The 22,419-nt window shown below is 53.5% G+C and carries 21 protein-coding genes and 1 pseudogene; 11 read left to right on the top strand and 11 right to left on the bottom strand.

Going from position 1 to position 22,419, the window contains the following annotated elements; translation table 11 throughout:
- The first annotated feature begins 43 nt into the window (after positions 1-43).
- Positions 44-1,045: a fimbrial protein gene (locus KXR87_RS11055; RefSeq protein WP_437432316.1), complete on the top strand. Its 1,002-nt coding sequence runs from the start codon at positions 44-46 to the stop codon at positions 1,043-1,045.
- A 68-nt stretch (positions 1,046-1,113) separates the two neighbouring features.
- Here KXR87_RS11055 and nrdG read toward each other — a convergent pair whose 3' ends face one another.
- From nrdG to treR, 6 genes are all read right to left on the bottom strand, one after another.
- Positions 1,114-1,578, bottom strand: a complete 465-nt coding sequence (gene nrdG, locus KXR87_RS11060) for an anaerobic ribonucleoside-triphosphate reductase-activating protein (protein ID WP_437432317.1) — start codon at positions 1,576-1,578, stop codon at positions 1,114-1,116.
- A gap of 37 nt (positions 1,579-1,615) precedes the next feature.
- Positions 1,616-1,930 (bottom strand): hypothetical protein, encoded by a 315-nt coding sequence (locus tag KXR87_RS11065; RefSeq protein ID WP_437432318.1) that lies wholly within the window; start codon positions 1,928-1,930, stop codon positions 1,616-1,618.
- 33 nt (positions 1,931-1,963) lie between these two features.
- On the bottom strand, positions 1,964-4,099 hold the full coding sequence (gene nrdD / locus KXR87_RS11070) for an anaerobic ribonucleoside-triphosphate reductase (protein WP_437432319.1): 2,136 nt from the start codon (positions 4,097-4,099) through the stop codon (positions 1,964-1,966).
- A 384-nt stretch (positions 4,100-4,483) separates the two neighbouring features.
- Positions 4,484-6,145, bottom strand: a complete 1,662-nt coding sequence (treC, locus tag KXR87_RS11075; RefSeq protein ID WP_437432320.1) for an alpha,alpha-phosphotrehalase — start codon at positions 6,143-6,145, stop codon at positions 4,484-4,486.
- 47 nt (positions 6,146-6,192) lie between these two features.
- The gene (gene treB, locus KXR87_RS11080) at positions 6,193-7,611 is read right to left on the bottom strand and encodes a PTS trehalose transporter subunit IIBC (RefSeq protein ID WP_437432321.1); all 1,419 of its coding nucleotides are present in this window, start codon (positions 7,609-7,611) and stop codon (positions 6,193-6,195) included.
- Positions 7,612-7,741: 130 nt separating this feature from the next.
- A complete protein-coding gene (gene treR / locus KXR87_RS11085) occupies positions 7,742-8,689 on the bottom strand; it encodes a trehalose operon repressor TreR (protein ID WP_437432322.1) in 948 nt (315 codons plus the stop codon).
- Positions 8,690-8,852: 163 nt separating this feature from the next.
- On the opposite strand from treR, the gene mgtL reads away from it, so the two are divergent.
- The 3 genes from mgtL to KXR87_RS11100 all read left to right on the top strand — a co-directional run bounded on the left by mgtL (position 8,853) and on the right by KXR87_RS11100 (position 12,419).
- Positions 8,853-8,903: a mgtA regulatory leader peptide MgtL gene (gene mgtL, locus KXR87_RS11090; protein WP_437432376.1), complete on the top strand. Its 51-nt coding sequence runs from the start codon at positions 8,853-8,855 to the stop codon at positions 8,901-8,903.
- Positions 8,904-9,017: 114 nt separating this feature from the next.
- A complete protein-coding gene (mgtA, locus tag KXR87_RS11095; protein WP_437432323.1) occupies positions 9,018-11,723 on the top strand; it encodes a magnesium-translocating P-type ATPase in 2,706 nt (901 codons plus the stop codon).
- 282 nt (positions 11,724-12,005) lie between these two features.
- Positions 12,006-12,419 carry a hypothetical protein gene (locus tag KXR87_RS11100; protein ID WP_437432324.1) on the top strand — a complete coding sequence of 138 codons (414 nt, stop codon included), beginning with the start codon at positions 12,006-12,008 and terminating at the stop codon, positions 12,417-12,419.
- 372 nt (positions 12,420-12,791) lie between these two features.
- Here the strand turns inward: KXR87_RS11100 and KXR87_RS11105 are convergent, their stop codons facing one another.
- From KXR87_RS11105 to pyrL, 5 genes are all read right to left on the bottom strand, one after another.
- Positions 12,792-13,250 carry a transposase gene (locus tag KXR87_RS11105; RefSeq protein ID WP_437432325.1) on the bottom strand — a complete coding sequence of 153 codons (459 nt, stop codon included), beginning with the start codon at positions 13,248-13,250 and terminating at the stop codon, positions 12,792-12,794.
- A gap of 111 nt (positions 13,251-13,361) precedes the next feature.
- On the bottom strand, positions 13,362-13,748 hold the full coding sequence (gene ridA / locus KXR87_RS11110; RefSeq protein WP_437432326.1) for a 2-iminobutanoate/2-iminopropanoate deaminase: 387 nt from the start codon (positions 13,746-13,748) through the stop codon (positions 13,362-13,364).
- A gap of 102 nt (positions 13,749-13,850) precedes the next feature.
- Entirely contained in the window at positions 13,851-14,312 is a 462-nt protein-coding gene (pyrI, locus tag KXR87_RS11115) for an aspartate carbamoyltransferase regulatory subunit (protein WP_437432327.1), read from the bottom strand.
- 12 nt (positions 14,313-14,324) lie between these two features.
- Positions 14,325-15,260, bottom strand: a complete 936-nt coding sequence (pyrB, locus tag KXR87_RS11120) for an aspartate carbamoyltransferase (RefSeq protein ID WP_437432328.1) — start codon at positions 15,258-15,260, stop codon at positions 14,325-14,327.
- Positions 15,253-15,399 carry a pyr operon leader peptide gene (gene pyrL, locus KXR87_RS11125; protein ID WP_437432329.1) on the bottom strand — a complete coding sequence of 49 codons (147 nt, stop codon included), beginning with the start codon at positions 15,397-15,399 and terminating at the stop codon, positions 15,253-15,255. Before pyrL ends, pyrB begins: the two co-directional genes overlap by 8 nt.
- On the opposite strand from pyrL, the pseudogene KXR87_RS11130 reads away from it, so the two are divergent.
- The 7 genes and pseudogenes from KXR87_RS11130 to KXR87_RS11160 form a co-directional block, all read left to right on the top strand.
- A pseudogene (locus KXR87_RS11130) lies at positions 15,379-15,471 on the top strand (hypothetical protein); the annotation flags it as partial. The gene pyrL and the pseudogene KXR87_RS11130 sit on opposite strands and share 21 nt — an antisense overlap.
- A 202-nt stretch (positions 15,472-15,673) precedes the next feature.
- Positions 15,674-16,126 (top strand): YhcH/YjgK/YiaL family protein, encoded by a 453-nt coding sequence (locus tag KXR87_RS11135; protein ID WP_437432330.1) that lies wholly within the window; start codon positions 15,674-15,676, stop codon positions 16,124-16,126.
- 481 nt (positions 16,127-16,607) lie between these two features.
- Positions 16,608-17,582 carry an SIS domain-containing protein gene (locus tag KXR87_RS11140; RefSeq protein ID WP_437432331.1) on the top strand — a complete coding sequence of 325 codons (975 nt, stop codon included), beginning with the start codon at positions 16,608-16,610 and terminating at the stop codon, positions 17,580-17,582.
- A 10-nt stretch (positions 17,583-17,592) separates the two neighbouring features.
- Positions 17,593-18,423 (top strand): PfkB family carbohydrate kinase, encoded by an 831-nt coding sequence (locus tag KXR87_RS11145; RefSeq protein WP_437432377.1) that lies wholly within the window; start codon positions 17,593-17,595, stop codon positions 18,421-18,423.
- Between the two features lie 89 nt (positions 18,424-18,512).
- Entirely contained in the window at positions 18,513-20,081 is a 1,569-nt protein-coding gene (locus tag KXR87_RS11150; protein ID WP_437432332.1) for an amidohydrolase, read from the top strand.
- Between the two features lie 68 nt (positions 20,082-20,149).
- Positions 20,150-21,568: a YfcC family protein gene (locus KXR87_RS11155; protein WP_437432333.1), complete on the top strand. Its 1,419-nt coding sequence runs from the start codon at positions 20,150-20,152 to the stop codon at positions 21,566-21,568.
- A gap of 86 nt (positions 21,569-21,654) precedes the next feature.
- Positions 21,655-22,380, top strand: coding sequence for a GntR family transcriptional regulator (locus KXR87_RS11160; protein ID WP_437432334.1), 726 nt, complete (start codon positions 21,655-21,657; stop codon positions 22,378-22,380).
- The last annotated feature ends 39 nt before the right edge of the window (positions 22,381-22,419 follow it).

Below are 22,419 nucleotides of genomic sequence, written 5' to 3' on the forward strand. Positions count from 1 at the left end.
GCAATGAGTTATTTGCGCTCCGGTTGGAGCAGGGAAATATGCGATGAATATGCTTAAGCACTTTTTAAATTTGTCCCTTCTTTTGGGGCTGATGACACTGAGTTTTATCAGCAATGCAGGTTGTTGGTTTACTGGTGGTGGTATTTACAACAGGTCTTACACTGTTGATATTGCATCGCTATCAGTAGCGAGTAATCAGCAGCCGAATACACCGCTGGGTCCGGTCATCACAATTCCGCAAGGGGGACAGGCATTTTTTCGATGCGATTCAGCGCCGGTTGATATGATGACGAAATTCGCAGAAACTCTGACAGAGTCTGTTTATCCCGGGATTTATAAGACTAATGTAGAAGGCATAGGTGTTAAGGTTTGGGTAGTGAGTGAAAGTAATGTTGTTGGTAACAATTTATCGATATATCTCCAATGGCCACTTAATAGTTTTGGGAGTTTCAAGTTTCTTAATACATACCTTCAGTTCTATGTTATCGGTCCGGTTAGTCAGGATGACGGTCCGTTACAACTTAACTTTACGGTTGAAGGCTGGGTAAATAATTCAGTTTCCACCATTGCTGGCATGAAAACTGCCGAAATAAAAATAACCAGTAATATCCCCGTCACCATCAAATCCTGCGAAACCCCCGATATTTCCGTTGACCTCAACAAACACAGTAAATCGGATTTCCCAAGCGTAGGTTCCACCAGTAGCGCCACACCATTTAATTTTGAAATCAAAAAATGCAGTAAGGATATGGCGGCGGTGAAGTATACTTTTAAGCCCGCTGCGGGGATCAATCTTGTCAATTCAGGAAGCAGTGATCAGCATATCACCCTGCGAAGTGGTTCCACAGCGAGCGGGGTGGGGGTGCAAGTGTTGTATGCCAATGACACACTGGTGCCGTTTAACAGCGCGGTGAAATACTCCGGCTACAGCCCATCCCTGGGCGGTGATTACGTTATCCCGATGAAAGCCCGCTTTATCCGCACGGGTGAGGTCAGCCCCGGTTCGGCAAACTCTGCGGTGGAATTTACGATGTCATATGAGTAATTCTCTCACTGCGGCGATGCGCTTATTCGGCCTGTAAATCACCTCAGCATGTGTTCTGAGGTGATTTTTTAGCGCAGGTGATGCACCACCTGATTGCTGCTGCCCCGCCAGATGAGCATGGGGTCTTTTAGATCCTGCACAAACTTCCCGTCGATCAGCACATTGATCAACGCCACCACCGCTCTTTGTGCCTCGTTTAGTTCGTCCATCTTATAACCCGTCCACAGCCAGATATCTTTGCCCGGGCATTCGGCCCGCACGCGTTTGACCAGTTTCAGGATCGCCGGTACGTTCTGCGGATGCAGCGGATCGCCGCCGGAGAGCGACAGCCCCTGGCGTTTGATGCGGGTATCGTTGAGATCGCTGATGATCTGGTCTTCCATTTCCTGCGTAAACGGCATGCCGGAGTTTAGCCGCCAGGTGCTTTTGTTGTAGCAGCCCTGGCATTCGTGCACGCATCCGGAAACGAACAGGGTGCAGCGGGTGCCGGTGCCGTTGACGATATCGACAGGGTAGTACTGGTGGTAATTCATTTTTCTACTAGGCCGGTTTTTACCGGCCTAAAATTCCTTAAAGTTTTACTTCGACGTCAATAATATCTACACAAGTTTGGGCTTTACTGTGATTGTCGGCGGTGTACCACTGACCATCACGGATTTGAACATTTTCTAAATCGACCAGCCGTAAGCAACGCCAGTTGTAGGGGGATGAAGAGTCGATTTTTCCCTTGCTGCTTTCCCCCCCGAATTGGAAGAACAATGCTTGTTGCTTGCCATTTTTAGTTCCTAAAGCGTGCGGACACATTTCTCGATAATAGCCATCGTATACAGCAGTAATTTGTTTTTTGTTCAGAATTGCATGCTTGATTAACTCGTAAGTATTCATACTGCGATCTCCTGGTTTGCTTGCTGTTAGAACTTAACCGATTTGCCCATTTCCCAGATGCTTAACCCGGCGTTTCACTTCTTCCTGCTTTCCGGCATTAAAGGGACGCGCATCCGGGCTGCCTAAGTAGCCACACACGCGGCGGGTGACCGAGACGCGGGCGGCGTCGTGGTTACCGCATTTCGGGCAGGTAAAGCCTTTGCTGGTACATTCGAACTCGCCGGTGAAGCCGCACTCATAGCACTCGTCGATAGGGGTATTGGTGCCGTAATAAGGCACATGCTGATAGCTGTAATCCCAGACATCTTCCAGTGCGCGCAGGTTGTGCTGGATGTTTGGATACTCGCCATAGCAAATAAAGCCTCCGCTGGCGAGCGGCGGGTACGGCGCCTCGAAATCAATCTTGTCGTACGGGTTCACCTTTTTCTCGACGTCGAGATGGAAGCTATTGGTGTAGTAGCCTTTATCGGTGACCCCGTCGACCACGCCAAACTCCGCGGTGTCGAGGCGGCAGAATCGGTCGCACAGGTTCTCGCTCGGCGTACTGTAGAGACTAAAGCCGTAGCCGGTCTCGTCTTTCCACTGATCCACGGCCTGACGCAGACGCTCCACAATCGCCACCCCTTTGGCACGCAGCGTTTCGCTGTCAAACATATGCGCTTTGCCGAACAGTGCATTGATGGTTTCGTGAATGCCGATATAGCCCAGTGAAATAGAGGCGCGGCCATTTTTGAAGATTTCAGAGACGTCATCGTCTGCTTTCAGACGCACACCGCACGCCCCTTCCATGTAGAGGATAGGTGCCACACGCGCTTTCACCCCTTCAAGGCGCGCAATGCGGGTCATCAGGGCTTTACGCGCCAGCACCAGACGTTCATCCAGCAGCGCCCAGAATGCGGCTTCATTGCCTTTGGCTTCCAGAGCAATACGCGGCAGGTTCAGGCTTATCACGCCGAGGTTATTGCGCCCGTCATGGATTTGCTCGCCATTCTCTTCGTATACGCCGAGGAAGCTGCGACAGCCCATCGGGGTTTTGAACGAGCCGGTGACTTTCACCACCTGGTCATAGTTCAGAATGTCCGGGTACATGCGCTTGCTCGCACACTCCAGCGCCAGCTGTTTAATGTCGTAGTTCGGATCCTCAACCTTATGGTTCAGGCCATCTTTAATGGCGAAGACCAGTTTCGGGAAGACGGCCGTTTTGCGGTTTTTGCCCAGGCCCGCGATGCGGTTACGCAAAATCGATTGCTGGATGAGGCGCGATTCCCAGCTGGTGCCAAGGCCAAAGCCGAAGGTTACAAAGGGAGTCTGCCCGTTGGCGGTATGCAGCGTGTTGACTTCATACTCCAGCGACTGGAAGGCGTCGTAGCACTCTTTTTCGGTGCGAGTACGGGCATAGCCGTCGGCGTCCGGGATCTGCCAGTCAATGGCAATCTTACGGTGTTTTTCAAAGCTCTCGGTCACGAACGGTGCGAGCACTTCGTCAATACGGTTGATGGTGGTGCCACCGTAAATATGGCTGGCGACCTGAGCGATGATCTGGGCGGTAACGGCTGTTGCCGTGGAGATGGATTTTGGCGGCTCGATTTCCGCGTTACCCATTTTAAAACCTTGCGTCAGCATGCCTTTCAGGTCGATCAGCATGCAGTTGAACATCGGGAAGAACGGCGAGTAATCGAGATCATGGTAGTGGATATCGCCACGTTCATGCGCCAGTACCACGTCGCGCGGCAGCAGGTGCTGGCGGGCATAATGCTTGGCAACGATACCGGCCAGCAGATCGCGCTGCGTCGGGATCACTTTACTGTCTTTATTGGCATTTTCATTGAGCAGAGCAGAATTGGTCTGTTCAACCAGGCCGCGAATTTCCTGATTCAGACGACCCCGCTTTTCACGCGCGATATCGCGGTCGTGGCGGTATTCGATGTAGGCGCGGGCAAGCTGTTTATGCGGCCCCGACATCAACTGGTTTTCCACCGCAATCTGAATTTCGCCGATATCAACCTGCGCACGGTTGTGCATCTGCTGACTGACGACTTCCGCGACGGTGGCGCAATAGTCTGCGTCATCGACTCCCGCTGCTTTAGCTGCACGCAAAATTGCTTCCTGAATGCGCTCTGACCTGAAAGGCACTTTCTTGCCATCACGTTTCATCACATGCGGTGTCATGATCACTCCATCTTAAAAACAGGTTATCCACAGAGGTGAGGAAATATTCACAGCCGTTAAGTGTCGCCGCGACAGTGAGTTCCCCGAATCCCGACCCTTGTTATCCACAATTCCAGCCAGTTATGCTGCCGTTATTTTGTTGGAATAATAGACGATAAATACAATATGTTGGGTCGGCGTGCATTCTAAGTTCTATATATAGTGATTTGCATCAAACAAGTTTGCGTTTTTATTGATTCAGGACAAAGTAAAAAAGAGAGAGTACAAAGGACGGGCGCTGGGGAGGTTTGTAAATTCACATGGAATAGTTTTGCTTAATTATTCAACAAAAACAGTATGGTAATCGTACACTGCCCGGCCGCAGCGACCTGCCGGGCAGTGCACTTAAGCATGATGCTGTAGCCACCAGATGGCCTCGAATGGCCGTAGCGTCATATTGCCAGGGGTGAGTGAGATCTCGTTATAGTTGTTCATCAGCACCTGCCAGCACCCCGCCTGATCGCCAGGCTGCCACTGCTGGCACTGGTGGCTGAGGTTAGCAGCCACCATCAGTGTCTGCCCGTTGTGCTGGCGACGGTAACACCACAGGTACGGGTGTTCCGGCAGCAGATCCTCATAGTCACCCCAGGTCAGTACGGGCTGGGTTTTACGTAGCGCGATCAGATGCTGATAGGTATAGAACACCGAGTCGGGATCGTTAAGTGCTGCCTCGGCGTTAATTTCCTGCACGTTATTGCACAGTGAAATCCACGGCGTACCGGTGGTAAATCCGCCATGCCTCTCTGCGGACCACTGCATGGGGGTACGACTGTTGTCGCGGGATTTGCTGGCGAGAATGGCGAGCAGCTCATCGGCATCACGTCCGCTGGCGCGCAGGCTGGCAAACATATTGTGGCTCTCTACGTCGCGGTAATCGGTTATTTGCGAGAAGTGCGGGTTAGTCATGCCAATCTCTTCGCCCTGATAAATGTAAGGCGTCCCCTGCAGACCGTGCAGCACCATCGCCAGCATTTTCGCCGCCGGAACCCGGAATTCTCCTTCATCGCCAAAGCGCGACACAATGCGTGGCTGATCGTGATTACACCAGAAGAGCGCATTCCAGGCCTGGTTGTGCATGCCCTGCTGCCAGTGGTTAAACAGGGCTTTGAGCGCCACATAGTCCGGCGCCGCCAGCGTCCATTTTTCGCCGCCGGGATAATCGACTTTCAGGTGGTGGAAATTGAAGGTCATCGACAGTTCACGTCCGTCGAGACTGGCGTACTGTTGGCAGTGTTCGAGGGCGGTGGAGGACATTTCGCCGACGGTCATCAGTTTACGTGGGGTAAACACGTCGCGGCTCATCTCTTGTAAGAATTCATGCACACGCGGGCCATCGGTATAGAAGCGGCGGCCGTCACCGTGTGGATCGTCCGGGAAATTCCAGTCTTTGGAAATCAGGTTCACCACGTCCAGACGCAAACCCTCGACGCCGCGATCGGCCCAGAATTCGCAGATCTTTTTCAGCTCGTCGCGAACCTGCGGGTTTTCCCAGTTCAGATCCGCCTGCTCCGGAGCAAAAAGGTGCAGATAGTATGCTTCGCTTTGCGCGTGCCACTGCCAGGCACTACCGCCAAACTTGGACTGCCAGTGGTTGGGTTGAGCGTCAGGCTGGCCTTCGCGCCAGATGTAATAGTGCCGGTACGGGCTTTGCGGATGTAAGGCGTCGTGAAACCACGGATGTGCCGTCGACGTGTGGTTAAGCACCATGTCGAGCACCAGACGAATGCCGCGCGCTTTAGCCTGCGCCACCAGCTCGTCGAAGTCCGCCAGCGTACCGTACGCCGGGTCAATGGCGGTGTAATCCGCCACGTCATAGCCATTGTCTATCTGCGGTGAAATATAGAAGGGGGTCAGCCAGATTGCATCCACGCCCAGCGTTTTCAGGTAATCAAGACGCTGAATAACGCCACGTAAATCGCCGGTGCCGCTGCCGGTCGTGTCCTGAAAGCTTTTGGGGTAGATCTGATAGATGACGCCGTTCTGCCACCAGTGGGGAAGGGTATTCATAGCGATTTCCTGGTTAAAGCGAAGGGGCGCAAGCGCGCCCCAAAATGTTACACAATCTGCAGCGTGCCCTGGCGGAACTTACGCTGGTAAATCACCGTGGTGAGCGCCATTGGCACGATAATCGCCACCGCCATCGCCACTGAGAAGACCTGCCAGTAGCCCGGTTGAATGGAGAGGATGCCAGGCAGACCGCCGACGCCGATGCCGTTCGCCATCACGCCGTTCAGACCACATAACAGCCCGGCGAGGCCAGAACCTACCATTGCGCAGAGCATCGGGAAGCGATATTTCAGGTTGATGCCGTACATGGCCGGTTCGGTTACGCCAAGGTAGGCGGCGATGGCAGCCGGAACGGAAATTTCGCGCTCGTTCTGTTTACGGCTGGTGAGGATGATTCCCGTCACCGCCGAGGCCTGAGCAATATTCGAAAGGGCGATCAGCGGCCATACCGGGGTGCCGCCGAGGCTCTGGATCATCTGCATGTCGATGGCAAGCGTGGTCTGATGCACGCCCGTGATGACCAGCGGCGCATACAGAAATCCGAACAGCGCAGCGCCAATTGGCGCGAAGCTACCGGTCATCAGGTGGCGGACGGCAAAGGCCACACCGTCGCCAATCATACGGCCAAACGGGCCGATAAAGGCGTGGGCGAGAAACACCGCCAGCAGCAGCGAACAGACCGGCACCATCACCAGATAGAGATAGTCCGGCACCCATTTTTTGAGACGTGTTTCAATCACGCCCAGCGCCAGGCCTGCCAGCAGGGCGGGGATGACCTGTGCCTGGTAGCCTACTTTTTCAATGGCAAACAGGCCGAAGTTCCACACTTCCGGGATTTTACTGCCGAGATCATAGGCGTTCATCAGCTGCGGCGACACCAGGGTCACACCGAGCACAATACCGAGGATCGGCGTACCGCCCATTTTACGCACCGCTGACCAGCAGATACCCACCGGCAGATAAAAGAAGATCGCTTCGCCAATCAGCCACAGGAAGTCATAAAGGGTTTTCAGGCCGGGAGACATTTGCGCCAGGGTTTGGCCGTTGCTCATTGGCAGGTCGCCAATGACATTGCGAAAACCAAGGATCAGGCCACCGCTGATTAGCGCCGGAAGGAGCGGGAAGAAGATCTCTGCAAAGTGCGAGATCAACTGCTCGTGCCATTTCATGTTCTGTCGGGCGGCACGTTTCGCCTGCTCTTTGTCGACGGAGGCCTGGCCGATCGTGGCGATCAGAGCCTGATACCAGTCGCCCACATCCGTGCCGATCACCACCTGGAACTGGCCGGCATTGGTGAAACAGCCTTTGACCATAGGGAGAGTGTCGATTGTTTTTGGGTCGGCTTTGGCCGGTGAATTGAGGACGAAACGCAAGCGGGTGATGCAATGGCTCACCGTTGCGATGTTCTCGCGCCCGCCGACCAGCTCAATAAGCCTGGCAATATACTCCTGTCTGACTTTGCTCATCGTGATGCCCCACTGAGAGAAATAATGACTGCTGATGAATGCGCGCAAGCATATCCATTGAATGGATAACTGAAAATGGGAACGTTCCCGTAATCAGGCGACGATCACAATAAACCGAACGGAGAGGGGATCAAATGAGGCTGGCGGGGATCACTATCTGTCGTGGATCGGCGCGACCATTAACCTGATCGATAAGCTGCGCGGCGGCCTGACGGCCTGCTTCGGCATAGCCGGGATCCACGGTGATGATTTCCGGGTGAAGAAATTTGATAAGCGGCGTGTTGCCTACGCTCGCAAGCTGCAGATTTTCAGTGCGCTGTTCCTGCAGGTATTTGCTCGCCCCGAGCGCGAGGGTGTCGGTGGCGCAGACCAGCGCGGTCGTCGTCGGAGTGAGCACGCGGGCCACGTTGTCATAACCGTGCTTCATCGCCAGCCCCGGCAGGAGGTAATGCGGCGTGAGCTGGTGCTGCTGACAAAACGCCATGTAGGCTTCGTGGCGGCGCTGACCGGTGGTGATATCGCTATGGGGGACGCCGATAAAGCTGATCTGGCGGTGGCCCCGCTCGAAAAGATGCTGCATCAAAAGCGTAATGGCCCCCTGGTCGTCATAGCAGACCGAGGCGAAACCTTTGGCATCCCGCGCCAGCAGAACCAGCGAGGCGCGCCAGGCCTGAAGCAGGGTGTCGGTGATGCCGGTAAAACCAAACAGCACCACGCCATCGATGTTACGTCGGCTCAGCATCTGGAGGTGTTCTTTCACCAGTTCCGGGGAGAACTGGCTCTCCATCATGATCGGGTCGTAACCCTGCTCATAAAAGGCGGGCAGCATGGTCTGGACGGCGAGGTTTTCAGACAAAGAATCCAGGCGGGAGACAATAATGGCGACCACTTTGTCACTCTGGCCGCGCATGGCGCGTGCGGAACGGGAAGGGGAGAAACCATGCTGATTAACCACCGCTGCTACGCGCTCGCGGGTGCGTTCACTGACGCCGCTTTCATTATTCAGCACACGAGAAACGGTGGATTTCCCGACGCCACTTAAGCGCGCAATGTCTTTGATTGTCAGCCGGTTTTGCATGCGTCCTGTCCTGTCCCTCTTCAGCGGTTTGCAGAGTAAAGCAAGTTTGGTCAACACTCAACCAGACGACAATGAGTAAAGTCCGGTTTACGTTCGGTTTAATTCACCTGCGTTACTATTTTCACGCTGTTACCGAGACATTTTTACCCTTACCGGAGGCTCTATGGACCCTGATCCCGCACCTCTCCCCCGACGGAGATATTTCTTCCGGTAAGCCCGTCTCTGCTGCCTTACCGGAAGCGTAAGGCAGCGACGTCACACGTCCCTGCACAATTTATTACGTCTTCAGGACGCGGCTTGCCCGTGCCCGCAAGATAAGGGACTTATCATGTTCAAAAATATTACCCGGATTCTCGCCCGGCTTAACCGTCATTTACCTCGCCGTCTGGTGCAGCGCGACCCGCTGCCTGACGCGGCACATTCCCCCCATGCTGAGGTTTCCGCCTCCTTAAGCGCACGTTGTCTGACGCTTGCGAAGATGGCTATCCCTGAACTGTGGAAACCCCTCAGCGCCCACCCGGAGGGGCTGAATGCCCAGGAGGTGCAGCGCGCGCGGGAAGCGCACGGCATAAATCAGATCCCCGCCCAGCGCCCGATGCCCTGGTGGGGACACCTGTGGGTCTGTTATCGCAACCCGTTCAACCTGCTGCTGACCTGTCTGGGACTTTTCTCTTATGCCTCAGAAGATCTGTTCGCAGCAGGGGTTATAGGCCTGATGGTGGCGATTTCCACCTGCCTGAATTTCATTCAGGAGGCGCGATCCACCAGGGCGGCGGATGCGCTCAAGGCAATGGTGAGTAATACCGCGACCGTTCTGCGCATAATAAATGCCAGAGGTGAAAACAGTTGGCTTGAGATCCCACTCGATCAACTGGTGCCCGGTGACATCGTCAGACTGGCGGCGGGGGATATGATCCCTGCCGATCTACGTGTGGTGCAGGCTCGCGATCTTTTTGTCGCCCAGGCGTCCCTCACCGGAGAGTCGCTGCCGGTGGAAAAAGTGGCACATACGCGCCTCCCGGAACAAACCAACCCGCTTGAGAGCGACACCCTGTGCTTTATGGGCACGAACGTTGTAAGCGGCACGGCGCAGGCCATCGTCATCGCCACGGGAGGCAATACCTGGTTTGGTCAACTGGCCGGGCGCGTCGGCGAGCAGGAGAGCGAACCGAATGCGTTTCAGAAAGGTATAAGCCGCGTCAGTATGTTGTTGATTCGCTTTATGATGGTAATGACGCCGGTCGTGCTGTTGATAAACGGGTTTACCAAGGGGGACTGGTGGGAAGCGGCGCTCTTCTCGCTCTCGGTGGCGGTGGGCTTAACGCCGGAAATGCTGCCGATGATCGTCACCTCAACGCTGGCGCGTGGTGCGGTGAAGCTCGCAAAACAAAAAGTCATTGTGAAGCATCTGGATGCCATTCAAAACTTCGGTGCGATGGACATTCTTTGTACTGACAAAACCGGCACCCTGACTCAGGATAAGATTGTTATTGAAAATCATACAGATATAGCAGGTAAACTCAGTGAGCACGTTCTGCATATGGCCTGGCTGAACAGCCATTACCAGACCGGGCTAAAAAACCTGCTCGACGTGGCGGTGCTGGAAGGGGTGGAAGCAGAAACAGCCCAGGCGCTCGCTTCACGCTGGCAGAAAATTGACGAAATCCCCTTTGATTTTGAACGCCGTCGTATGTCAGTGGTGGTAGCAGAAGAGGCGGATAAGCATCTGTTGATTTGCAAAGGGGCGCTACAGGAAGTCCTTGGCGTCTGTACTCAGGCACGCTACCACGGCGGCATTGTGCCGCTGGATGAAAGCATGTTGAAACGCATTCAGCGGGTGACCGAAACGCAGAATCGCCTGGGGCTGCGTGTGGTGGCGGTGGCAACGAAATACCTGCCTGCGCGCACCGGCGATTACCTGCGTGTGGATGAGTCGGATCTGATCCTCGAAGGTTACATGGCGTTCCTTGATCCGCCGAAAGAGAGCACCAAACCGGCGCTGAAAGCACTTAAGGCCAGCGGCGTGACGGTCAAAATACTCACCGGAGACAGTGAGCTGGTGGCAGCGAAAGTGTGCCGTGACGTCGGGCTGGAGGTGGGGGAGTGGGTTACCGGCCACCAGACAGAGCAAATGGGTGATGACGAACTGGCTAAACGTGCCAGAGAGACCACCCTGTTTGCCCGCCTGACGCCAATGCACAAGGAGCGTATTGTCACGCTGCTTAAGCGGGAGGGGCACGTGGTAGGCTTTATGGGGGATGGTATTAACGATGCACCTGCGCTGCGTGCGGCGGACATCGGTATTTCCGTTGATGGCGCAGTGGATATTGCCCGTGAAGCCGCCGACATCATCCTGCTGGAAAAGAGCCTGATGGTGCTGGAAGAAGGGGTGATTGAAGGGCGTAAGACCTTCGCCAACATGCTGAAATACATCAAAATGACCGCCAGCTCCAACTTTGGTAACGTCTTTAGCGTACTGGTGGCGAGCGCCTTTCTGCCGTTCCTGCCGATGCTGCCGTTACACCTGTTGATTCAGAACCTGCTGTATGATGTGTCCCAGGTGGCGATCCCGTTTGATAATGTGGACGAAGAGCAGATCCAAAAACCGCAGCGCTGGAACCCGGCGGATCTGGGGCGCTTTATGATCTTCTTCGGCCCGATAAGCTCCATCTTCGATATTTTGACCTTCTGCGTGATGTGGTGGGTATTTAAGGCCAACGTGCCGGAAGCACAGACTCTGTTCCAGTCCGGCTGGTTTGTGGTGGGACTGCTGTCGCAGACGCTGATTGTGCATATGATCCGTACCCGTCGCGTGCCCTTTATCCAGAGCCGCGCCGCCAGGCCGCTGATAATGATGACGCTAATGGTGATTGTGGTGGGCATTGCGTTGCCGTTCTCGCCGCTGGCGAGTTACCTGCAATTGCAGGCGCTGCCGCTGTCTTACTTCCCGTGGCTGATTGCCATTCTGGCAGGCTATATGACGCTGACCCAACTGGTAAAAGGGTTCTACAGCCGCCGGTATGGCTGGCAGTAATCTCACCTCATGGCTGCTACGGTAGCCATGACGCTTTCTCTGTTAGCCCTTTATGACCCGCTTTACGAGGGCTAAATTTTTTCTGAAATAATAAATGGTTAAAGCTACTTATCAGAACAGGCTAAATATTGATGTTAGCGTAAAAGAATATTTATTCCTTTATTGGTCTTTACATGATTAATATAACTTCAGTCGTGTTGTTATTATGTGGCGATTTTGATCAACAGTGTCTGGCCAGAGAGTTCAACATATTTGGCACGATTGAGACCGAGGTTAAATGGCATGACTGAACGTGGGTACGCCTTTTTCCTGTCGAAGATAGTCCGCATCGTTACGGTTGCTGCATTTATTTATATGCTTTATGTGATTTGCGCTTGTTGGGATTTTGTGCGTGAAAGCAGTGCGTTGGTGGCCGTACAATGGTGCCGTAACGATCAGTCACGTTTGCACTACGCTGACGAGCTCTCCAGACATGGGTTATATGTTTATCTGGAAAAATCCTCTGGGAAAGTCAGGGTGAGAGAAATGAGCATTGCGCTTGCCAGCCCCTTTCAGCCTTACAGATATCGTTATCAGACTATTGGTTATGAAAATAATATTCAGACAGCCAGAGAGAAATGGGGCACTATTAAATGTCTCAAGAAGAATAAAGCCCTTATCGGTTCATCGGGTTATATTTTCTCATGGGGGGAATAAGCGATGAATCATTTTTTACGGCAGCACAGACGAACTGTTGTTTTTCTACTGCTCGTACTATTGGTATGTGTCTTTTTAATTGGTTCAGCTCAGAGATATAACGATCTTGTCAGTTTTAGAACTGACAACGAAATGATTTTTACCCTGGAAAGAGTACGAGACGAAGGTGCTGATGTGCTGAAGTTGAATGTTTATCGCTCCAGAATAAGTTGGATTACGGGGCGGGTTTGCCTCTCTAAATATATTGAATCTCACACTACAAGCCCAATGGAGTTGTATAACTGGACGATCGAGAATCTTGCAAAGGACTCGGTGACATTAACCAACACTGGCAAAGTATTGGTTTATTCCTTTACTGACTGCACAGGCCAATTACTCAAAGATAAGCCGGATCAACCCGTATCCCAATGAGGCAAGAACCAGGATCAGGATGGTCCAGCTAAACATATAAAACGCATTACCCGTGCCCACACCTGAGCGGGCGAGGAAGGTATCGCCTATTTTGATATGTTTCGCAGACAGTGCGCGGTAGCGGCAGATATAACTCACGCAGTAAACCAGGAAAAGAGGGATCGTCCAGATAGCGACGGCCTTCGAGAAAATCAGTGCCAGCAATACGGAGGTAACCAGGAAGCCGAGAAAGACGAATGATGCTGTGGTTTCCATTTTCTTTAAGTCACCGCGAATGCGCCTGGCATGCTGTTCTTCCCAGCGACGAAGCGTGCTCATGCTAAAGCCATACTTCTCACACAGTTCATTACCCGGTGTGCCACCTTTGGCCTGCTGCAGAAATGCCGCAATCTGCTCTTCTGTAAATCGTGCATTTGCCATTGCTGAACCTCCGTGGCGCGACCTGTCTACTGGGGGAATAAAAGTGGGGGCGATGAGGAGAAAAGATAATCCAGGCTTCGCTTCGACCCGGATTATCTTGCCTGACAGCGACTAGCGGCGAACCGCGATGGCTTCAATCTCGATTTTCACATCTTTAGGCAGGCGGGCCACTTCAACGCAGGAGCGCGCCGGGAAGGTCGCATTATGCTCTGCGAAAAAGGCTTCATAGGTGGCGTTAACGGTGGCGAAATCGTTCAGATCTTTCACGAAAACCGTTGTCTTAACAATGTCACCTACTTTCAGGCCAGCGGCTTCGACGATGGCTTTAACGTTTTCCAGCGACTGGCGCGCCTGGGCTGCCACCTCTTCCGGCACGCTGCCGGTTTTCGGATCTACCGGGATCTGACCGGAAGTGATGATCATGCTGCCAAGATCAACACCCTGTACGTAAGGGCCGATTGCTGCTGGTGCATTTTCCGTCGCGATAGTTTTAGTCATGTTATCTCCTGAAGAACAGCGGTAAAAAGGTCGGGGCCATTATACCCATCATGCTTTAAGTTGCATGCCTGTTGCTCTGCTTTGTTCACCCCGACCCGATGATTAACCGCGCAGTACTACCGAGTGGGCAAACTCTTTTTCGCAATATTTGCACTTCAGGGCGATATCATTAGCGCGTTTTTTTACGGCAAAACTGGAGGCCACCGGCTCGGCGTGGCTGATGCAGTTGCTGTTCGGGCAGACCAGCACGCTATCAATGCGATCCGGCAGGTTCGGGTGTGACTTACTCACCACCTCGTAATTATCGATACGATTTACCGTCGCCAGCGGCGCATACAGCGCCAGCTGATCGACCTGCTCATCCGTCAGGAAGGTATTTTCAATTTTAATCAGATCCTTGCGGCCCATTTCGCCGGAGGGGAGGTTCAGGCCGATGGTGATGCGCTGGTCGGTTTCGGTCAGCTTGAACAGGGACAGTAGCTTGAAGCCGATCTGTGCCGGGATATGGTCAATTACGGTGCCACGTTTGATGGCTTCAACCTGGAGTTTGTTATCCTGTGTCATTGTCGTTTCCTCCTACAGAGCCAAATCACTATTCAGAACCAGTGCCAGAATCGCCTGACGCGCAAAGATGCCATTGCCTGCCTGCTGAAAGTACCAGGCGTGTGGCGTCTTATCGACATCGGTCGTTATCTCATCCACGCGCGGCAGCGGGTGCAGCACTTTCATATTGCTACGTGCTCCGGTCAGGTCGCTGGCACGCAGAATGAACTGCGCCTTCACGTTGGCGTATTCAGACGGGTCGAGACGCTCTTTCTGCACACGGGTCATATAGAGAATGTCCACCTCGGCCATCACCTCCTCGATACTGGCGTGAATGCTCCAGGCAAGCCCTTTCTCATCCAGCATGTCGAGAATGTACTGCGGCATGGCCAGCGCATCCGGGGCGATAAAGTAGAAGCGGTTGCCGTTAAATTTCGCCAGGGCCTGCGCCAGCGAGTGGACGGTGCGGCCATATTTCAGGTCACCGACCATCGCGATGTTGAGGTTTTCCAGGCGGCCCTGAGTCTCCTGGATGGTGAAGAGATCGAGCAGCGTTTGCGTCGGGTGCTGGTTCGCGCCATCACCGGCATTAAGGATAGGAATGCCGCCGGAGAATTCGGTCGCAAGGCGTGCGGCCCCTTCCTGCGGATGGCGCATCACGATGGCATCCACATAGGTGCTGATAACCGAGATAGTGTCCGCCAGGGTTTCGCCTTTTTTGCCAAGCGACGTGTTGCTGCTGTCCGAGAAGCCTACCACGCTCGCCCCGAGACGATGGATAGAGGTCTCGAAGGAGAGGCGGGTTCGGGTAGAGGCTTCAAAGAAGCAGCTGGCGATCACTTTGTGCCTGAGCAGCTCTGGCTGCGGGTTGGCTTTCAGTCGGGCAGCAGTGTTCAGCACCAGTTCAAGTTCTTCGCGGCTGAGATCGTTTATGGAAATGATATGTTTTTGATACAGCGGATTAGCCATGGTTATCTCCTGACGACTGCGCAAAAAAAAGCCCCTCAATAGAGGGGCTGTGGAATGGGGTAAGCAGCGGAAAGAAAAACGGCAGGCCAGCGTCCTTTTTCAGACGCCCAGGGACACTATGTCGAACACACTGGACCATGCTTCCTCCCGGCAAATTGTCCGCGATTATACTCAGCTGTTTTGGTCGATCAAGCGATTAATGCAACATTTACCATAAGCAATCGGTTTATTTGCATATAAATGCATAATTTATGGGTAATTAACTGATGTGCCTGCATGGGCCAGGTACGGAGGGGAGATCGCTGGAATAAACATGCGTTAGCGCAAAGCTTCGGCAGAAAGGGGTGGTAGCCAACAGGGTTTTTCCGTATAAAAGAAAAAATGAAACATTGTTTTATATTAAGGAGTGAATCATGATCGTTGGCAATATCCACCACCTCCAGAGCTGGCTTCCGCAGGAGCTGCGCCAGGCCATTGAACATATTAAAGCGCATGTCACCGAGGCCACCCCAACCGGTAAACATGACATCGACGGCAGCCGCCTGTTTTACCTGGTGTCAGAAGATATGACTCAGCCTTTCGCCGAGCGCCGTGCGGAGTATCATGCGCGCTATCTGGATATCCAGATTGTCCTGAAAGGTCAGGAAGGCATGACGTTCAGCACCCTGCCTGCGGGTGCGCCGGATACCGACTGGCTGGCGGATAAAGACATTGCGTTTTTGCCGAAAGGCGACGAGGAAAAAACCTTCACCCTGAGCGAAGGGGATTTTGTGGTCTTCTATCCCGGCGAAGTGCATAAACCGCTGTGCGCCGTCGGTGCGCCTGCGCAGGTGCGCAAAGTGGTGGTGAAGGTTTTAGTAGCCTGACTCGCGTTACCCGTTTCCCCTCATCCTACCGGGCGAGGAGAGCGATCGCCGTGCGAAGCACCGATTTCTTTGCGGGGCCGCAGAGATTGTAAAGGGGAACGCGGTGTTCCCCTTTACCCGTTCACGTGTCCGGAGATCCATTTCGCCATGAACATAAGGTGAACGGAACCCACCTCCCGAGCCGCATTTTCCCCCCTAGCCCTGGCCTCTCCCCGGGGGGAGAGGGAGAAAACCGGTCGTAGCCCGGGTAAGCGCATGCACACCCGGGAAAACATCTGGCTACCCCTCACCCCTTATCAGAGCTACACGAACAGCGCACCCAACGAATCTGGCTTTCCACTTTCCCTCCCTGCCTGGCTTCCCCTTACCACATCGCATAACGAAAACATGATGGCGATCTCATTAATACGTATTATAACGTATTAATGTTATCCCGAATTCAATATCCCTGCGTCTAACTTATGTGGAGATTTTCAACGTTATGAATATCAAAGAAATTATTGAAAAACTGGCGGCCAATGTTAAAGACAATGGCGGGATTCGCCAGGTGTTTCTGGTGGCATGTGGCGGTTCGCTGGTGGATATGTATCCGGCAAAATACTTCTTCGACAGCGAAGCCACCACGCTGCATGTGGGCATGTACACCGCGAATGAATTTGTTTATGCCACCCCGAAAACCCTCAGTGAAAACTCACTGGTCATTGTCTGTTCGCACGGCGGCAATACGCCGGAATCGGTCGCGGCGGCAAAACTGGCGCGTGCGCATCAGGCGCAAACCGTGACCCTGACCCACAACGAACAGGCGAAGCTTATTCAGCACGCCAGCCATAACATTCTGTATGCCTGGGGCAACGATACCAATGTCGTTGATAACCCGATGGCGATTATCCTCAGCCTGTGCGTCGAGGTACTCAATCAGGTGGAAGGGTATGCGCCTTATGCGGATTTTCAGCAGGGCATGGAACAAATCAACGGCGTTATTGCAAAAGCGCGTCAACAGGTGGCTGACCGCTGCCAGCGCTTTGCCCGTCTTTATCAGGACGAAAAATTGTTTTATATCCTTTCCAGCGGTGCGTCCTATGGCCATGCTTACGGCTTCGCCATTTGTTCGTTAATGGAGATGCAGTGGCTGCACGCCGCGCCCATTCACTCCGGCGAATATTTCCACGGGCCGTTTGAAGTGACCGATAAAGAGACGCCGTTTATCTTACTGATGAACGAAGGTCGCACGCGCGTGATGGATGAGCGGGCTAACGCTTTCCTTTCCACCTACGCAGAAAAAGTGGAAGTGGTTGATGCAAAAGAGCTGGGTATTGGCGTACTTCCTCCCCGCGTCGTGGAGTTCTTTAACCCGGTGCTGTTCTACAGCATTATGTGTGAATATCGTTCGGCGCTGGCGGATATTCGTCAACACCCGCTGGAAACACGTCGCTATATGGGACAAGTCGCGTATTAAGGAGAGCATGATGAAAGTCATAGGCGTTGGCGATAATGTCGTCGATCAGTATGCCCATATTCGTACGATGTACCCAGGCGGCAATGCGCTTAATTTTGCAGCTTATGCCTCTATGCTGGGCTATGAAGCGGCGTATCTGGGCATTTTTGGCAATGACAGCGCGGCAGAACATGTTATTTCCGTACTGGACGAACTGGGTGTCAAACATCCGCACTGTTTATATGTCTCCGGGGAGAATGGTTGTGCGCAGCTTAAAATAGAGAATGGCGAGCGAATATTTCTCGGATCAAATGCCGGAGGTATTCGTAAAACAACTTCAATGGATTTTATTTTCCATCATACGGACTATCTGCGGGAATATTCTCTCATTCACAGCGGTTGTTATAGCTATATGGAAGAACAGCTTCCGGCATTACAGCAACTGGGTGTGCCCGTCTCGTATGACTTCTCGGATGATTTTGTGCTCGAAGAGGCGTTGCCGCTTTGTCAGTATGTCGACTTTGCCTTTTTCTCCTGCGCTGATTACAGCCTTGAGCAGACGCGAGGCATTATTCAGCAGGCGCATAATAGCGGCAGTCGGATTGTCTGTGCCACGCGTGGCAGCGAAGGGGCAATTCTGTTTGATGGCAAGCAGTGGTATCAACAGGCCCCGGAATATGTCACGCCTGTGGATACGATGGGGGCAGGCGACGCGTTTATTACCGCCTTCCTGTGCCATTATCTTGCACAGACAAATACCCCGGATGAAGAAGCGATTCCTGCAAGCCTTAAGCAAGCCGCATTATTTTCGGCGAAAATCTGCCTCAAAGAGGGGGCTTTCGGCTACGGTGTTCGCTATTAAATAACGCTATCTAAATAGGTTTTTATTTCGCTCATTTTATGAGGGGAAGGGGCGCGGTTTTGCGCTTTTTCCCCAATAAGGAAAGAGTTATGCCTGAATATCATACTGCCGATCTTATTCTGCGGTCGGATAATATATTTACTGCCGACAGCGATGAATTATTTTCTGGATATATTGTTATAAGCCACGGCGTTATTTCAGCGATACTTGCAAACGATGAAGATATTCGCCCGTGGCGCGGCCCCACTACCCATTTTCGCGATCTTGGCGAGCGGCTAATTTGTCCTGGTTTTTGTGATAATCACACCTTTTTCACGGGGTATATGAGCATGCATCGCGGCGTAGATCTTAGCGCCACGAACACTAGCGCGGCGGCACTATCGCTGCTCAAAAAAGCGGAGCAGGGTCTGCCTGCCGGAAAAAGCCTTTACGCGTGGGGCTGGTCTGCGGCGCAGTGGGGAGCGTTGCCTGACAGTGCAGAACTTGACGACGCTTTTCCCCATCGCCCGGTGGTCGCGATTAATAGTGACAAGAGCTACTGCTGGATGAATCAGGCAGCGATCGCTCGCTACGGGTTCACGCCTGACGACTGTAGCGCGGAGGCACGTGTGCACCTGCTTACAGAAATGCTTAACGACGTGGGGCAGGTAAAAGAAGAGTTGCGCGCCTTTATGGCGATGCTGGCGACGCGCGGTATAACGGCAATTAAAGATGTCTGTTTTGATGATGCCCCCGCGCTGCTGGACGCCTGGGCCGGGCTTGAGGCGAATGATGAACTGTCACTGCGCGTCAGCCTGGTCAGTGAGCCAGTGGCCAGCGCCGCTAATTTTACTTTTGCCCGCCAGGCGCGTGACCGTTTTCACTCTTACCGGCTGCGTTTTCATGGCTTTAAATTTATGGTAGATGGCGTGATTGCCGATTACACCGGCGATATGTTGCAGCCTTATACTGACCGGCCGCACACGCATAACGAAAAACCGGTGGATTACGCGGTATTGCGCCAACAGGTGCTGGAAGCCGACCGGCTTGGGCTTAATTGCTGCCTGAACGCCGAAGGGGATGCCGCCATACGTCATTGCATCGATATTTTCGCTGAATGTCACCGCGTCAATCCTCCTCGAGTGCGCCATCACGCCTTAAGCGATCTCGAGTGCCCGCATCCGGACGATATCCCACGTCTTGCCGCACTGGACCTTTCTGCTGAGGTCTACGCGCAGATACTGCTGCTTAATCAGAGCGCGTCTGACGCCTATATGCGTGAGCGCGGAGGCGAAGCCAGGGAGAGGCAGTTCTTTAACTATGCCGCGCTGTTCAATGCCGGGGTTCTGGTGACCATCGGCACCGATTTGCCGCTGTTTATCCCCAGTATTCCCGATGCGATCTATGCGGCCTGCTGTCGCCATTTTGCCGATGGTTCGCCACCAGAAGGGTGGTATCGCGAACACGGAATGACGCGAACACAGCTTCTGAAAGCCTGGACCATCAACGCCGCCGTTCAGCATGGCATGGGGGCACAGACCGGAAGTCTGACCGTGGGCAAGCGCGCGGATATTGCCGTGTTCGACCGCAACCTGCTCACCTGTGCCGATGATGAAGTGCGTAACGCGCGAGTGGTGCTGACCCTGATGGATGGCCGTACAACACACGATGTTTTATAGACGCCCGCCTTCACGCGCACAGACGACGTGATGACAGGCGATAAAGCGAATTCTTACCGAGGCAGATTATGCGTATTCCAACAATAAAATGGGCCGTACCCCACTGCTACGCTCTGATCTTTTTTATCATTGTTGTGGTTGCCGTTTTAACGTGGTGCATCCCCAGCGGCAGCTTTGACTATCACGCGGTCACTTTACCGGGTGGCGAGACCAAAAGCCTGGTGGTGCCCGGCTCTTATCATGTACTTGAAAAAGTCACCACTGATGGTGACTTACGACAGGGACTTTCGGCAATTCTTGCCGCTCCCTTAGAAGGCATCATTAAAGCAGCCGATGTGATCGCCTTTGTGCTGATAGTCGGTGGCGCGTTTGGCATCATTATGCGGACCGGCGCCATTGAGCGCGGCCTGCTTGCGCTGGCGCAGCGGCTGGCAGGCAAAGGGATTCTGGTGATTCCGCTGTCTATGACGCTGTTCAGCTTGGGCGGTGCGACTTTCGGCATGAGCGAAGAGGTCATTCCGCTCTATGCCATCTTCATTTCACTGATGTTCGCACTGGGCTATGACTCCCTCACCGCCATTTTGATCTTGTTTCTGGGGACGCAGATTGGCTACGTCGGCGCGATGACCAACCCCTTTTCCGTGCTTATCGCCCAGGGCGTTGCCGGTATTCAGGGCAACCCACAGCTCTGGCTGCGCGCCATTGCCTGGGTGGTTTTTACCGCGATGTCGATTATCTTCACCATGTGGTACGCCCATCGCGTGAAGCGTGATCCGAGCAAATCACCGTCGTATGAAAGCGACTCCCAGAACCGCACGCTGTTTATGGGAGAGCAGACAGGAACGGTATACTTCTCGCTGAGTGACCGGTTGATCATCATCGCCTTTGTACTCGCGCTGGCGGTTATCTCCTGGGGGCTCATCACCCGTGGCTGGTATATGGTGGAGATTGGTACCGTCTTTTTAGCGCTGGGGCTGTTTGCCGGTATCGTCAGCAGAATGTCTGTGAGCGATGTGGCGGAAAGCTTTGTCGATGGCTGCAAAGAGTTTGTCTATGCCGCGGTCGTTATCGGCCTGGCGCGCGGCATTCTGGTGGTGGCGGAAAACGGCAAAATCATCGACACCCTGCTCTATGGCCTGTCGGAAATGCTGGATGGTTTGCCGCAGTATGCTTTTACGACGCTGATGCTGCTGAGCCATAACATCATCACCTTCTTCGTGCCGTCCTCTTCGGGGGAAGCGGCGTTAACCATGCCGGTGCTCGCACCGCTGGGCGATCTGGTTAATATCAATAAAGAGGCGATGGTGATGGCCTATCAATTTGGTAACGGGCTGACCAATCTTATTTCGCCCACCGGCGGTGTGCTGCTGGCCGGGTTGTCGATTGCGCGCGTAGGGTTTGGTCAGTGGCTGCGGGTGATTATGCGCCTATTTCCGCTGCTGTGGATCACCAGCGCCATTTTTGCGGCCATCTCCGCCTGGGTTTAACCGCGCTATGCGCGCCGGCATAGTTTGCCGTGCGCGCATCGACTATAATCCGGGTTCAAATCATTGGCCCTGTTGGTGAATACGCGATGTTGAGTAATGGACTGCAACAGCAGACCGCTGTCCCGCTATACAGACAGTTGAAGGATAAAATCCTCAGCGATATCTCCTCCGGCAAACTTACGGAAGGGGCGAAAATACCCACCGAAGTTGAGCTGAGCGAGCTGTATGACATTAGCCGTGTGACGGTGCGTAACGCTATTAAAGAGCTGGTGGACGAAGGCTATCTGGTTAAGAAACAGGGAAAGGGTACCTTTGTTTGTCTGCCGAAGATTGAACGTAAAGTGGTGCATCTGCTGAGCTTTACCGATGCCTGTGACAGTAGCCATCTGACTACCGCCAGCAAGGTGCTGCGTACCGCTATCCTCGACGATTATCACCATATTCGCGAAGCGCTGCGCTTAGCTGACGACGACTCGCTGCTCTATATTCAACGCCTGCGTCGCGCGGGGGACCAACCTTTGATGCTGGAGAATAACTACTACTCACTCAAGCGATTTGGTTTTTTACAGCAGGAAGATCTGAGCGGTTCGTTGTATCAGCTTTTACGCGAAAAGTACGCGATTTGCCCGACCCATGCCGGGGAAACCACCGTGGAGATGGTGCGCGCCCACGGCGAGACGGCAACGTTGCTGGAACAGCCGCTCGGAGAGCCGCTGTTTTTAATGAAGACGCTGATTCTGGATGCCGACTACCAGCCTATTCACTACGGCGAGCAGCTTATCGTTGCCGAGCGGTATAAATTCAATTTTTGAGATGCGGGTGATTCTCCCGGATGCGCTGCGCTTATCCGG

The organism is Yokenella regensburgei (assembly GCF_051486985.1).
GTDB lineage: Bacteria > Pseudomonadota > Gammaproteobacteria > Enterobacterales > Enterobacteriaceae > CBFFRJ01.

Coding starts and splice junctions, on each gene's coding strand:
- KXR87_RS11055 (WP_437432316.1), top strand. CDS start 44: ATGAATATGCTTAAGCACTTTTTAAATTTGTCCCTTCTTTTGGGGCTG.
- nrdG (WP_437432317.1), bottom strand. CDS start 1,578: ATGAATTACCACCAGTACTACCCTGTCGATATCGTCAACGGCACCGGC.
- KXR87_RS11065 (WP_437432318.1), bottom strand. CDS start 1,930: ATGAATACTTACGAGTTAATCAAGCATGCAATTCTGAACAAAAAACAA.
- nrdD (WP_437432319.1), bottom strand. CDS start 4,099: ATGACACCGCATGTGATGAAACGTGATGGCAAGAAAGTGCCTTTCAGG.
- treC (WP_437432320.1), bottom strand. CDS start 6,145: ATGAATACCCTTCCCCACTGGTGGCAGAACGGCGTCATCTATCAGATC.
- treB (WP_437432321.1), bottom strand. CDS start 7,611: ATGAGCAAAGTCAGACAGGAGTATATTGCCAGGCTTATTGAGCTGGTC.
- treR (WP_437432322.1), bottom strand. CDS start 8,689: ATGCAAAACCGGCTGACAATCAAAGACATTGCGCGCTTAAGTGGCGTC.
- mgtA (WP_437432323.1), top strand. CDS start 9,018: ATGTTCAAAAATATTACCCGGATTCTCGCCCGGCTTAACCGTCATTTA.
- KXR87_RS11100 (WP_437432324.1), top strand. CDS start 12,006: ATGACTGAACGTGGGTACGCCTTTTTCCTGTCGAAGATAGTCCGCATC.
- KXR87_RS11105 (WP_437432325.1), bottom strand. CDS start 13,250: ATGGCAAATGCACGATTTACAGAAGAGCAGATTGCGGCATTTCTGCAG.
- ridA (WP_437432326.1), bottom strand. CDS start 13,748: ATGACTAAAACTATCGCGACGGAAAATGCACCAGCAGCAATCGGCCCT.
- pyrI (WP_437432327.1), bottom strand. CDS start 14,312: ATGACACAGGATAACAAACTCCAGGTTGAAGCCATCAAACGTGGCACC.
- pyrB (WP_437432328.1), bottom strand. CDS start 15,260: ATGGCTAATCCGCTGTATCAAAAACATATCATTTCCATAAACGATCTC.
- pyrL (WP_437432329.1), bottom strand. CDS start 15,399: ATGGTCCAGTGTGTTCGACATAGTGTCCCTGGGCGTCTGAAAAAGGAC.
- KXR87_RS11135 (WP_437432330.1), top strand. CDS start 15,674: ATGATCGTTGGCAATATCCACCACCTCCAGAGCTGGCTTCCGCAGGAG.
- KXR87_RS11140 (WP_437432331.1), top strand. CDS start 16,608: ATGAATATCAAAGAAATTATTGAAAAACTGGCGGCCAATGTTAAAGAC.
- KXR87_RS11145 (WP_437432377.1), top strand. CDS start 17,593: ATGAAAGTCATAGGCGTTGGCGATAATGTCGTCGATCAGTATGCCCAT.
- KXR87_RS11150 (WP_437432332.1), top strand. CDS start 18,513: ATGCCTGAATATCATACTGCCGATCTTATTCTGCGGTCGGATAATATA.
- KXR87_RS11155 (WP_437432333.1), top strand. CDS start 20,150: ATGCGTATTCCAACAATAAAATGGGCCGTACCCCACTGCTACGCTCTG.
- KXR87_RS11160 (WP_437432334.1), top strand. CDS start 21,655: ATGTTGAGTAATGGACTGCAACAGCAGACCGCTGTCCCGCTATACAGA.